General features: G+C 47.8%; 10 protein-coding genes and 5 tRNA genes. 10 read left to right on the forward strand and 5 right to left on the reverse strand.

Going from position 1 to position 12,963, the window contains the following annotated elements; translation table 11 throughout:
• Positions 1-93 precede the first annotated feature (93 nt).
• The gene (locus tag KHS78_RS01465) at positions 94-2,481 is read right to left on the reverse strand and encodes an RICIN domain-containing protein (RefSeq protein WP_211824495.1); all 2,388 of its coding nucleotides are present in this window, start codon (positions 2,479-2,481) and stop codon (positions 94-96) included.
• 430 nt (positions 2,482-2,911) lie between these two features.
• Here KHS78_RS01465 and KHS78_RS01470 point away from each other — a divergent pair, with 430 nt between their 5' ends.
• The 5 genes from KHS78_RS01470 (at position 2,912) to acs (ending at position 8,895) form a co-directional block, all read left to right on the forward strand.
• On the forward strand, positions 2,912-3,391 hold the full coding sequence (locus KHS78_RS01470) for an invasion associated locus B family protein (protein WP_211824497.1): 480 nt from the start codon (positions 2,912-2,914) through the stop codon (positions 3,389-3,391).
• 89 nt (positions 3,392-3,480) lie between these two features.
• Positions 3,481-3,792 carry a DUF485 domain-containing protein gene (locus tag KHS78_RS01475; protein WP_211824499.1) on the forward strand — a complete coding sequence of 104 codons (312 nt, stop codon included), beginning with the start codon at positions 3,481-3,483 and terminating at the stop codon, positions 3,790-3,792.
• Positions 3,789-5,453 (forward strand): cation acetate symporter, encoded by a 1,665-nt coding sequence (locus KHS78_RS01480; RefSeq protein WP_211824501.1) that lies wholly within the window; start codon positions 3,789-3,791, stop codon positions 5,451-5,453. Before KHS78_RS01475 ends, KHS78_RS01480 begins: the two co-directional genes overlap by 4 nt.
• Before the next feature lie 191 nt (positions 5,454-5,644).
• The gene (locus tag KHS78_RS01485) at positions 5,645-6,706 is read left to right on the forward strand and encodes a PARP domain-containing protein (protein WP_211824503.1); all 1,062 of its coding nucleotides are present in this window, start codon (positions 5,645-5,647) and stop codon (positions 6,704-6,706) included.
• Positions 6,707-6,945: 239 nt separating this feature from the next.
• Entirely contained in the window at positions 6,946-8,895 is a 1,950-nt protein-coding gene (acs, locus tag KHS78_RS01490; protein ID WP_211824795.1) for an acetate--CoA ligase, read from the forward strand.
• A 76-nt stretch (positions 8,896-8,971) separates the two neighbouring features.
• Here acs and KHS78_RS22405 read toward each other — a convergent pair whose 3' ends face one another.
• The gene (locus KHS78_RS22405; RefSeq protein WP_281416956.1) at positions 8,972-9,094 is read right to left on the reverse strand and encodes a hypothetical protein; all 123 of its coding nucleotides are present in this window, start codon (positions 9,092-9,094) and stop codon (positions 8,972-8,974) included.
• A gap of 438 nt (positions 9,095-9,532) precedes the next feature.
• Here KHS78_RS22405 and KHS78_RS01495 point away from each other — a divergent pair.
• The 5 genes from KHS78_RS01495 (at position 9,533) to KHS78_RS01515 (ending at position 10,020) form a co-directional block, all read left to right on the forward strand.
• Positions 9,533-9,609, forward strand: a tRNA-Met gene (locus tag KHS78_RS01495).
• Positions 9,610-9,634: 25 nt separating this feature from the next.
• Positions 9,635-9,711: transfer RNA gene (locus KHS78_RS01500), tRNA-Met, on the forward strand.
• Positions 9,712-9,737: 26 nt separating this feature from the next.
• Positions 9,738-9,814: transfer RNA gene (locus KHS78_RS01505), tRNA-Met, on the forward strand.
• A gap of 26 nt (positions 9,815-9,840) precedes the next feature.
• A tRNA-Met gene (locus tag KHS78_RS01510) sits at positions 9,841-9,917 on the forward strand.
• 26 nt (positions 9,918-9,943) lie between these two features.
• Positions 9,944-10,020 (forward strand) — tRNA-Met (locus KHS78_RS01515).
• A 49-nt stretch (positions 10,021-10,069) separates the two neighbouring features.
• Here the strand turns inward: KHS78_RS01515 and KHS78_RS01520 are convergent.
• From KHS78_RS01520 to KHS78_RS01530, 3 genes are all read right to left on the reverse strand, one after another.
• The gene (locus KHS78_RS01520) at positions 10,070-11,485 is read right to left on the reverse strand and encodes a purine-cytosine permease family protein (RefSeq protein WP_211824505.1); all 1,416 of its coding nucleotides are present in this window, start codon (positions 11,483-11,485) and stop codon (positions 10,070-10,072) included.
• Positions 11,486-11,563: 78 nt separating this feature from the next.
• Complete coding sequence (locus KHS78_RS01525; RefSeq protein WP_211824507.1) at positions 11,564-11,983, reverse strand: hypothetical protein; 420 nt, start codon at positions 11,981-11,983, stop codon at positions 11,564-11,566.
• A gap of 241 nt (positions 11,984-12,224) precedes the next feature.
• Positions 12,225-12,956 (reverse strand): ABC transporter ATP-binding protein, encoded by a 732-nt coding sequence (locus tag KHS78_RS01530; RefSeq protein WP_211824509.1) that lies wholly within the window; start codon positions 12,954-12,956, stop codon positions 12,225-12,227.
• Between the last annotated feature and the right edge of the window lie 7 nt (positions 12,957-12,963).

The following is a 12,963-nucleotide window of genomic DNA, read 5'->3' on the forward strand; positions in this document are numbered from 1 at the left end:
AGTTATGATCTGATGAACATGTAAATCTCTTACACTACGGAGTGACTATGTCGATACGAGATACGATCGATATTCACAGTAAAGCTTCAAGGATTATTGATGCCGATCACCGATAACATCACGCTGCTGTATTCCGATCGGTGCAACATGGATTACATCACCATTATCAATACGATTGATACTCCGCCAGCCAGCTGTCCGTTTAGAGCATTGCCGAACATAAAGATCCCCACTGTCTGAGATATCCAAACATTCCTTTTTATTATTCGTCAGACGATTGATGTCCCAGAACCATTTCTGCGTACCTTTCTGGGCACAAGGGCAAATAAGCAGCGTACCCGTTTTAGCATATTCCAGACATCGATCCTGAAAAAAGATTGACCGAATCCTGTTGGTACTGTCCATAACCCAGTTTTGATCCCTATGCTTTCGGCACCCCTTTAACGAGACCTTTTCATTATCACCATTGGCAGCACTGGATAAACATAACCGTTCCATGCCATCCTGTTTGTTAGATTCCAGAGAAACGGGGAGTTGTTCCTGGAAGACATCAGCATCCCAGTTAATCGTGATCGGCTGTATAAATTTGTACTCCGTTCCCTTCTGGCTCCAGGGTCCATACTCCTGATAGAAAAATTTGTATTGTATTCGCCCACCCAGTGCAACAATTTTCACAGCTGCGACAAGATCAAATGTTGACTGCTCCACAGTTTCGCTAGGCACTTGATAGGTGACGGAAAAACCAGGATTGAAATTGGCATAAGCTGCTGGTGAAAACCGTGTGTCATTAAAAAACCAATCCTGACACCAGATCATACATTTATCATGGTGACGCCATAGATGACTGGTATAATTGAATCCTCTGTCCCAAGTCAACAATATATCATCGCTGCCAGACACACTTTGTCGACGCGTAATCATATATTCATAATTGCTATAGTTAATAGAACGCTCACTGATATAACTGAGAACGGAAGACATTCCGACATTATTCAGACTTCGATTGCGTGAAAAATGCGTAGTATAAAGACGTCGTATCTTTCCATCATCAGCTTTTTCATCGCCATCACTTTCTCTTGCCGACAAAGAATCATCATGCGTTTGTGGATTGATATACTGATTTAATTTTTGCAAATCAGCATAAAGCTGCTGATGGCCTGCATCCCTTTCCCCTTGCACATCACCATAATATGACTCAAAAACATCACAAGCATCATTCATTTCTTGACAAGCATCACCAGTTAAGCTCAGCCAATCTTTAAATGCATTAAAACTTTCCCTAACCACCGGTATATCAATCCCTTCTGGCTCATGCACACTTTGCTCTGTATTAGGGCCAGGTTCAATATACTCATCATACATATTGAGTGAATTAAAAGAATATTCATCTCTTTCAATACCATCCATATCATTTATTTCATGAATACCTTCATTACTACCTAGACCAGAAATACCACCATAAAAACCTATTTTTATTTTCGTTCTTTCGCTTACATTACTATGCGCGGGAAGGTTCCTGGGAATTGCGTGGTACAACCTTGGCCTATCGTCACGAGGAAGAATACTTATCGAGTATGAATCAACTACTGGCCCGAACCATGTTTCTCGATCTGACCAGCTGAGAAACCAGCTGTGCCGATGACTTGGCTTGTCAAATATATGCCATCCAGCACCGCCATTCGATTCTGGATCCAGCGTGATTCTGACATATTTTGCATCTTCTGTTCCAAGGTTTGAGTCTGCGATCGAACGAATGAAATCAATCGTAAAAAACAGAGAAACACTGGCACTCTTGTCGCATGCATCAATTTTACCCTTCCTCCAGCGCGAATACCCAGTAACAGCATTCCCTTCGTAACTTTTTCCAACCATGCAGGGGAGGCTAATATACCGTAGATTAAGATAAATTGTATTTTCTCTAGGCTTTTTTACATAGTATCTTGAGTCCTGCCGCCGAAGTTTTTTCTGAGCACGCCATTCCCTCAGAATTTCCACAACATCATTCACTAGCTTCTCTCTATCATCTCTAGTCAATTGTCGTTTTGTTTTTATTGACTCAGCACCATTACCCACCACTGACAACTGATGTAACACCGGACTACCATCATCCGATTTTCTAGCGATGACAATATGACTATTGGCAGCGATCCCACTAAAAAATTGATTCATCACTTGGGAGTTCACATTACCATCAACCATATCAAAAACAATAAATTTACCCTTATCCATATTACGAATGACATCATTAAAACTCTCAACCCTATTATCGTCCCCAACATAAACAATATCATCTAAAACCCCTTCTCTCTCCGCCAACATTTTAATCATTGACGACAATTCACCCTCTTTTTTCAACAAATCATTATAACCGATAACCTCCCTCCCATAAGCTTCGACAGCAAACACTGTAATATATATAAAAGACAACTGCCCCATTACACACAAGTAAGACATAAAGACAAAAAAACGTGAGGCCGTCATTGAGATAGCAACCATTCCAACTTAAAAATATTGACTCACTTGACTAGACTTTTTACATACACCGGCTCCCCCCAACAGCCAATGAAAAACAAAGATAGTCACTCCACTAAAATTCACATAGATTCAATTGTTATTTACACTTTAAAAATTAGAGAAGCAGGGCCATTACAAAAACAGAGAAAAGAAAACATCAACAAAACACAATAACTACGCTATTTAATTAGACAATTCATACGACACAAAAGATCACAAAAATGCGCACAACCTAAAATACTTACCCCAGCTTTTACTCCACCACCAGACCAAGTCAATAGCATAAAAACAACGTCTTTATCTCAAACAATTCGATCGGAATAACATTACTCTATCTGCTAGCGCGAATATGGCATAATCCACCTATACAACAAACACCACAGAGGAACGACGAATAATGCCAAAAACCAACACCTTTCTTCCTCTTTTTGCTCTCATGCTTCTGCCCATTTCCTCATTGTCGCAGGCCGAGTGGGTATTCGATACCTTTAGCAGTGGCAATCTGAAACATCATATCGCCCGCTCGGACACACTCAGCGCCCACCAAACTCTGGAATTTTTCTGCACCACCTATGATCCACAGCTGGCCATAGCGATGTATTTGCCCGACCAGAACCAGCGAAAGAAAATAACGACGTCCTTTCACCTACGTGTTGATAAGGAGCGCCAATGGACACTGCCTGCCAGCGCCCACACCATGAGCCTGATCTCACGCCAGACGCCAAGTCCGGAATTACTCTCAGACATGAAAACCGGCAATCGCGTCACCGTTACGTATCCACTTAGCAAAGACACGAACACATCCTTACACTTCAGCCTGAAAGGCTCTGGGAAGGCGATAGCACGTCTTGAAAAGCAATGCACGACATCAGGCTAAGACTCCCTACGACTAAAGTCTGATATGGCCGCACATCACTTCGCGTTAGCGTGGGCATGGTCTTCTATAACAACAATAAGGACATGCCCATGCATGATGAAACCTATAAGAAAATTGCACAGGATCCCCGCTTCCAGCAATTAGTCCAGCGACGAAACCGGTTAGCCTGGACACTGTCGTTTGCCATGCTGGCACTGTATTTCACCTTTATTCTGGTTATTGCCTTTGCACCTGAACTGCTTGGACAACCGGTTGTAGCAGGCAGTATCACTACGCTCGGCATCCCGGTCGGCATCATCATTATCCTCAGCGCCTTTGTGCTCACCGGCATCTATGTTCACCGGGCCAACCAGGAGTTTGATCAGCTTAACCGGTCCATTATTGAGGAGGCAGTACAATGAGAATATTGTCGTCCGCTCTGGGTCTGATAAGCACGACACTTGCCACACCAGCTGCTGTTGCAGCGGGCAGTATTGACGGTGATGTTCAGCAACAGGCACTGAACATCCCTGCTATCGTGATGTTCCTGGCGTTTGTTGCCGCAACACTGTCGATCACTTGGTGGGCCAGCCGCCGTACTCGTTCAGCAGCGGATTATTATGCCGCCGGCGGCAATATTACTGGTTTTCAGAACGGGCTGGCCATTGCCGGGGATTACATGTCTGCGGCCTCTTTCCTGGGGATTTCCGGCCTGGTCTATCTCTCAGGGTTTGACGGCCTGATTTACTCTATCGGCTTCCTCGTTGGCTGGCCGGTAATTCTGTTCCTGATGGCGGAGCGCCTGCGTAACCTGGGTCGGTTCACTTTTGCGGATGTTGCCACCTATCGTCTTGGCCAGAAATCTATCCGTACGCTGGCGGCCTGTGGTTCACTGGCCGTAGTGGCCCTTTATCTGATCGCCCAGATGGTCGGCTCCGGCAAACTGATCCAGCTACTGTTCGGCCTGCCCTATGAATATGCCGTTATCCTGGTTGGCATTCTGATGGTGCTCTACGTCACCTTTGGCGGGATGATCGCGACGACATGGGTACAGATCATCAAGGCTGTACTACTGCTCTCCGGTGCGACATTCATGGCCGTCATGGTGATGTACTATGTTGGTTTTGATTTCGGCGCCCTGTTCCAGAAAGCCGTTGAAACCCATCCGAAGGGCGAAGCCATCATGAGCCCCGGTGGACTGGTGTCAGATCCTATATCTGCAATATCCCTCGGGCTTGCACTGATGTTCGGTACCGCCGGTTTGCCCCATATCCTGATGCGCTTCTTTACCGTCAGTGATGCCAAGGAAGCCCGTCGTTCCGTCTTCTACGCAACAGGCTTTATTGGCTATTTCTATATTCTGACCTTCATCATCGGTTTTGGCGCGATTGTCCTGGTCTACACCAATCCGGAATTCCGCGACGCGGCAGGCAATCTCCTGGGCGGAAACAATATGGCCGCTATCCACCTGGCGAAAGCGGTCGGTGGCGATGTCTTCCTGGGCTTTATTTCCGCGGTGGCCTTTGCCACAATTCTTGCAGTAGTGTCCGGCCTGACCCTGGCAGGCGCATCGGCGGTCAGTCATGACCTTTACGCCAATGTCTTCGCCAAGGGAAAAGTCAGTGAAACCCGTGAAATCCGGGTCTCGAAGATTGCCACGGTTGTCCTGGGCATAGTTGCCATCGGCCTCGGGATTCTGTTTGAGAAACAGAACATTGCCTTCATGGTCGGCCTGGCCTTTGCGATTGCCGCCAGCGCCAACTTCCCGGTGCTATTCCTCTCCATGTACTGGAAAGGTCTGACCACCCGGGGTGCCAAGATCGGCGGTTGGATGGGACTGCTCACCGCCGTTGCGCTGGTGATTCTTGGCCCGATTGTCTGGGTACAGATCCTCGGGTTCGCTGATCCGGTATTCCCCTACAAGTATCCGGCCCTGTTCTCCATGCTGGTTGCCTTTACCGGTATCTGGTTCTTCTCAGTCACGGATACGTCAGACCTTGCAGAAGAAGAAAAGGAGCGCTTTGAAGGACAATATATTCGCTCCCAGACAGGCCTTGGGGCATCTGGCGCTTCCTCACACTAGTCGGGTAATAGCCATATATGAGCCTTCTGTAATGGTGTGACAAGATATCAAGATGGATATCTGTCACACCATTACAGTACCAATCGATATTCCTAATAGGACTATAAACTTACATTTATGAGTATTTTCTCAGATTAAAAGCGCACTACAATATCCTATAGTGGAATTAAGACAATCTATTGGTAGCCTCAATGGATAGAGCAAAAGGGAGTTCTTCATCGCCCCAACTGCCTGACAATGGCTCAGTTTCTTCAGAGAGGAGCACTGACAAGCAAGCCACGCAATTATCACCCTGGAAGCAATGGAACCTAAAAAAAACCAACTCAGCTCAAGCCAAACTCGTTAGACATCCCCCCAATAACCTTCCCCAAGAAAATGACAAACAAAGAGAGGTAAAATTAACCGCCTCTGTACAAAAAACAGCACCGACTACTCGCATAAATCAAAATGAACTGAAGACTGGCAACAATGCAACAGCCTCCCAAGAAATAACATATAAAGAAATAAACCCAGACAACCCGATTTACCAAATGATAAATAATTATCTTCAATGTTCTGCCAGAGAGCCAGTCTCAGAACCACTATTAAAATCAGAGGGGATGATGAGTCTTAGAGATAAAAAAAGAGCACTACAACTGGATATTCTCAACATTACAGAAGTCGAAAACCTAGCATTAGAAGAGCAATACAACCAACATAAGAAAATCATCAGATCAGCCTTCAACGATAACGCTCACCCCCTAGAGAAAATTAAACCTACCACCTACCTTTTAACAACAGGATTAGAGGAGTCTATAGGTGAGCTTTACTTATTGCATGGAACCTCAGAAACAGTCATGGGAAAAATTATTCAGGAAGGATTCAAACCTGAAATCTCTGCTATGACAAACATGCTAAAGGGATATGGCATGCTTGGGCAAGGGACTTATTTCACGGACTCACTCAAAAAAGCGATGATTTATATACCGCCCGGTGATAGTCAACCAGACCTACCTCACACAAAAACGTTTAAAATACTAGTGGCTAAAGTGATCCTTGGCCACCCCAAAAAACGACGTGGAATTTTGCACCCTGGAAATTTGCGCAGAGATAATCATCAAACGATTAAAGAAAATCGGCACTCTGTCTTTAGCCAAGGCCTGGATATTGATCCTAACCCTTTCTCCGGAGCCGGTCCTTCCAATGAGTTTCTTCTCAAAAAAGCAGAGGCAATGTGCCCAAAATTCATTGTCACTATCAGACTGAAACGTTAATTTCTAACCCATTCTCACCACCACGTTGAAGATCTTACAGGCATTAGACCAAGGTCTAATGGAGTCCTCGTGATGATCAATGCAATCTGGCCCTGAGCTTGAAATCTCCCACGAATCGGTGAACTATCAACGCCAGTGGCGAAATAATCAGACAACAAAAACAAGCAAAACAACAAAAAGGACCGCCCGTGAATACTCACTATACTTCTGCACACGTTGCTGACGAGTCCTCCAAGGATATGCCTGAATACCGTACCTACCCGGTGAACCCCGATGTAGCCGCCAACGCCTGGGCCGACGACGAAAAATACCGAGAGATGTACCAGCAATCCGTCGTTAATCCGGAAGGGTTCTGGCGTGAACAGGCACAACGCATTGAATGGTTCAAACCCTTTAGCAAGGTCAAAGACGTTTCCTTCGACGATCACCATGTCGAAATCAAGTGGTTCTATGATGGCACCACCAATGTCTCCCACAACTGCCTGGACCGTCACCTGGAAGAGAAAGGTGACCAGGTGGCTATCTACTGGGAAGGGGATGAACCCGGTGACGAGCGTCAGGTCACCTACGCGGAACTTCACGACAAAGTCTGTCGCGTTGCCAATGCCCTGAAATCCCAGGGGGTTCGCCAGGGTGATGTTGTTGCTATCTATATGCCGATGGTTATTGAAGCTGCAGTTGCCATGCTCGCCTGCACCCGGATAGGCGCCATTCACTCAGTGATCTTTGGCGGATTTTCCCCCGAAGCCGTCGCTGGCCGGATCATCGACAGCGGCGCCAAGGTCATGATCACGGCAGACGAAGCCGTACGTGGCGGCAAGACCGTGCCACTGAAAGCCAATGTGGATGAAGCGCTGACGCATCCTGAAAACAAATCGCTGGAAAAGGTTATTGTCTATCGCCGTACCGGCGCTGATATTGCCTGGCACCATCACCGCGATGTCTGGTGGCATGACCTGGAAAATCTGGCCTCACCCCACTGCGATGCCCGGGAGATGAGCGCAGAAGACCCGCTCTTTATCCTCTACACCTCCGGTTCCACCGGCAAGCCAAAAGGTGTCGTGCATACCACCGGTGGTTACCTGGTGTATGCGTCACTCACCCATCAGTATGTGTTTGATTACAAAGACGGCGACGTCTACTGGTGTAATGCCGATGTGGGCTGGGTCACCGGACACTCCTACGTGGTATATGGCCCACTGTGCAATGGCGCCACCGTCGTCATGCATGAAGGACTGCCCAATTACCCCACCACCAACCGTATCAGCCAGATTGTCGATAAGTACCAAGTCAACATTCTTTACACAGCACCGACGGCCATTCGTGCCCTGATGGCCCAGGGAACAGCAGCCATTGATGACACACACCGTTCCAGCCTGAAGCTGCTGGGCAGTGTCGGTGAACCCATTAACCCGGAGGCCTGGGTCTGGTATCACGACACCATTGGCAACAGCCAATGCCCTATCGTTGATACCTGGTGGCAGACTGAAACCGGCGGCATCATGATCACTCCGCTGCCCGGCGCCACAGCGCTCAAGCCCGGTTCAGCCTCTCGACCGTTCTTTGGTGTCTTACCCGCCGTGGTCGATGGTCAGGGCAATCTTCAGGAAGGCGCTGCCGAAGGTAACCTGGTGATGATCGACAGCTGGCCGGGACAGGCGCGCACAGTATTCGGTGATCATGAACGGTTTGTGCAGACTTATTTCTCCGCCTTCAAGGGTATGTATTTCACCGGCGACGGAGTACGACGGGATGAAGATGGTTACTACTGGATTACTGGACGGGTCGATGATGTGCTGAATGTCTCAGGCCATCGTATGGGAACCGCTGAAATTGAAAGCGCTATGGTCGCCCATATGCAGGTCGCTGAAGCGGCAGTCGTAGGGTATCCCCATGACATCAAGGGTCAGGGTATCTATGTCTATGTCACCCTCAATCAGGGCGTGGAATACAGTGTTGATCTGGAAAAAGAGCTGAAGCAGTGGGTTCGCAAGGAAATCGGCCCCATTGCCACACCGGACATTATCCAGCACGCACCCGGACTGCCCAAAACCCGCTCAGGCAAAATCATGCGCCGGATTCTGCGCAAAATTGCCAGTGGTGAATTTGAAAACCTGGGCGACACCTCCACCCTGGCCGACCCCGCTGTCGTCAATCATCTGATCGACAACCGCGTTTCCGCGGCGTAAATCTAATAACAGGGCTTCTTCCGGAAGCCCTTTTTGAGCCTGCTGCCGTGATACCCCTTATCACTGACGAATCCTGTTATTCCACAATCAGATGAAAACCTGCTGTAGAAAACAGAAGACCCGCGGCCATAAACAGCATGAACAAGGTGACGATAATGGCTCCAAGGACTTCTTCCCAGGTCATAAGAAACTTTTTCATGACTTGTCCCTCCTCTTCTGCCCACCATGGAGGTTTCTACCTCCACAGCCAAGATGCCCTAATAGCAAAGCGATAGAAATGGCACGACAGCCACAATTTTTCTAGGTATTTGTGCGTGGTTTTGCAGTCGTCAGATTCCAGGCTTCCAACAGTTATCAATGCCTGACGCACCTATAATGGATACGACCTCAATGACACTCGAGGAATAACGAGCACACCGCTCCCTTGGGAACACTGCAGTATCGGAATGGCGCGTACTAAACGGCTACTTGTCATGTTATTAGATGGCCCCACCACTTAAGGACAACGCTAAGCATCGTACACCGCCCCCGAACAAAAGGGTGAGTAACGGCACCTGATCAGATATAAAACATTCGTCCATTTCTGGTTATCAATTGACATTAGCGCTTTGCTCCTTATAATTCGGCATCTCTCTGGTGCGGGGTGGAGCAGCCTGGTAGCTCGTCGGGCTCATAACCCGAAGGTCGTCAGTTCAAATCTGGCCCCCGCTACCAACAGAGTACATGTTGTCTTTTTCGGTGCGGGGTGGAGCAGCCTGGTAGCTCGTCGGGCTCATAACCCGAAGGTCGTCAGTTCAAATCTGGCCCCCGCTACCAACACAGTGTACGTTTTATCTTTTCGGTGCGGGGTGGAGCAGCCTGGTAGCTCGTCGGGCTCATAACCCGAAGGTCGTCAGTTCAAATCTGGCCCCCGCTACCAACACAATGTGCGTTTTATCTTTTCGGTGCGGGGTGGAGCAGCCTGGTAGCTCGTCGGGCTCATAACCCGAAGGTCGTCAGTTCAAATCTGGCCCCCGCTACCAACACAGTGTGCGTTTTATCTTTTCGGTGCGGGGTGGAGCAGCCTGGTAGCTCGTCGGGCTCATAACCCGAAGGTCGTCAGTTCAAATCTGGCCCCCGCTACCATTATTTTATTTCATGTATTTCCCCTATCTTTCCAGTCCGTTTTCTCTTTTTAATTTTGATTCAAATAACGTTCTTCTGAATGTCCTTGAAACTCACGACGCGCATACAACCAGTAGATCAAACTCGCCAAAAACATAATCAGTAACGCAGGCAAAACCGTCACGGGCAAGAAAAAGCTGAAGAGCAATCCCGCAGGTGCCAGCAAACAGGCAAATACGTTGAACCCCTTTCGATACCAGTAGGCCCCGTTCTTCTGGTAAAGGGCCGCCAAGTCCAGTTTTGAAAATTCATAGTAATACCAAACCAGCATCACCCCGGTAATCGGTGCAAAGAAAGCCCCTATACAGCCCATCACGTCTGAGTATTTATTGATCAAAAATGGGAAACAGGCCAGAACGGATGCCGCCAGCACAACGATAACCGTCGCCCAAAAACGTCCCAGCCATTCCACGCTGTTGCAGAGAGAAAGTCCACCGGTATACAGATTAATGACATTGATCGTCCAGTTATCCAGAAAAATAACCAACATGATCAACAGGATAACGAGGCCACCTGGCTGTAGCTGTGTAATGGTTTCAAAGGGATTGATACTGACAGCCCCACCCGCCACCACAGCGTAGGCGCCAAACAAGGCACCAATAACAATACCGACCAGCGAGCCACTGAGCGTACCAATCCACAATGATTTCTCAGAGCGGGTATAACGGGAAAAATCCGAAGCATCGGTGACACAGGTGAAGCAGGTACTGACAATGGTATTCAACCAGGTTGCTATCAAGGGCCAATGCCAGTGGTACCCCGGCCATGCCAGCACCACACTCACACTGGCTTCATCACCACCATAACGATACAAAAAGACAAGCAGCGCTGAAAAACACAGAACCTTAAGAGGAAAAGAGACCAGCGAGACACCTTTCAGCCAGGAATATCCCACTATGGCTACCACGCCCTGGAACAGAGCAAAATTTAGCGAAATCACCCAAAGTGGTAGAAACAGCTGAAAGCAATTGCGCAGGATGGCCTCAATGGCGAGAGCGCCTGCTGCCGTCTGGAACGCAAACCAGTAAATCGAGCATAATAGGCGTAACATCGACGTCAACCACTGTGACCCGCGAACGCCAAACACTGCACGGCATAACACTTGTCCGGGAATACCATACCGAACACCGGCACGGGCAAAGAGCAAGAACGGAATCATCCCCAGCATGACTGAGAAAACCTGCAGCAATACTGTTGTCTGGAACGACAACCCTGCCATAATCATCATTCCGGACGTAATGAGCGTTCCCGGATTAATAAACAGATTGGAAAAGATATTGAATAAGGGCCAGATTCCGCCCTGCCTTAGCGGTTTTGGAACAGGCTGTAAGCCATAGATTTCAGCTCCCGCAGGACAACGGATAGATTTGGCAGAAAGTAATGACTTTGATTGAATACCAGCATCATGATTATATTCAAGAGACATAGCAAATTAAAAACAATGCCTTAAAAAAATGCCTCCAGTATAGTTATATTTATCAGAGTGCAAAAATATAGCCTATCTCTATGAAGCATAATTCAATAATACATTATGAATCGCTGGACCTATAATCGGAATCAATACCACCACCTCTTTACACTCTTTAGCAGCAGGCACCCCCAATGGCGAATCAGGATTGACTCGATGTATTATACGGCTCATACAGTAAACAAAAGCACCAAGCCCAGGCGCAGGATAGAGAAATGCCCTTAGCGTTGAGAAAAACAACGTTTTTCCATCTGCTCGCTCATCGTCAGGAGCGTTACATTTATACTCAAAAATCGCATTCCTTATACAGACGAAAATACAACTCAACCCAACGAGAAATGTTGATACATCCTTTAATACCAAAACAGTTTTTTTGCAAAATGTAGGTTGTCTTTCTGAACCATCAAAACCCACAGAGGCCATATTTCCAAAGCAGCAAGGAATACAATAAATCATAAGCATCTCCCTATTTTATACATCAGCATTATCATGCTCATCTCAACAAATAAAATAACACTAAATACAACGACTATTCATTAGGCAGAAATATATAGATTGAGTTCACATCCTCAAAGGTTGCTAACAATTTTTGTTAGCATCTCAATTATTTCACGACTGCCACCCACTCTAACACCGCAGCATCAATTGATATTGCCTATCATTTTATGGCCATTATCAATTGATGCTTGCAGAGGGATCAGGCTGCCTGATGCCCCCCCAGGTAAGCTTCCCTAACTTCACTGTTAGTCAACAGATCAGCGCCAGTTCCTGTCATTCGAATCACACCGTTCACCATTACATAACCGCGATCCGCCAGTTTCAGGGCGTGATTGGCGTTCTGCTCCACCAGAAATATCGTCATGCCCTGCCGAGCCACCTCCCGCAGAATCTTAAAGATCTGCTTGACGATGATGGGTGCAAGCCCAAGGCTTGGCTCATCCAGCAACAGCAGGCGGGGCCGACTCATTAAGCCCCGGGCAATCGCCAGCATCTGCTGCTCGCCACCGGAGAGTGTCGAAGCCCGTTGTCCGGAACGCTCCCGTAACCGGGGAAACAGCTCATACATACGCGTCTTGTCTTCCTCAGCGTGTTCCGCCCCGATGGCAACGGTCCCCATCATCAGGTTCTCTTCCACCGTCATATGGGGAAAAACATGACGCCCTTCCGGCACCAGGGCAATGCCCTTGCTGGCGATATCCGGCGTATTCACCTCGCGGAGATCCTCCCCTGCAAACAGGATCTGCCCAGACGATGCTCTGGGCTGGCCAAACAACGTCATCAACAGGGTTGATTTACCGGCACCATTGGCGCCAATCAGACTGACGATCTCACCTTCCTGTACCGTCAGTGACACATTTCGGAGCGCCTGTATCGGACCGTAAAACGTATCCACATTACGGATATCAAGCAGTGCCGGACTTGTACTCATCATTCTC

This window comes from Kistimonas asteriae (genome assembly GCF_018263925.1).
In the GTDB taxonomy this organism is placed as follows: domain Bacteria; phylum Pseudomonadota; class Gammaproteobacteria; order Pseudomonadales; family Endozoicomonadaceae; genus Kistimonas; species Kistimonas asteriae.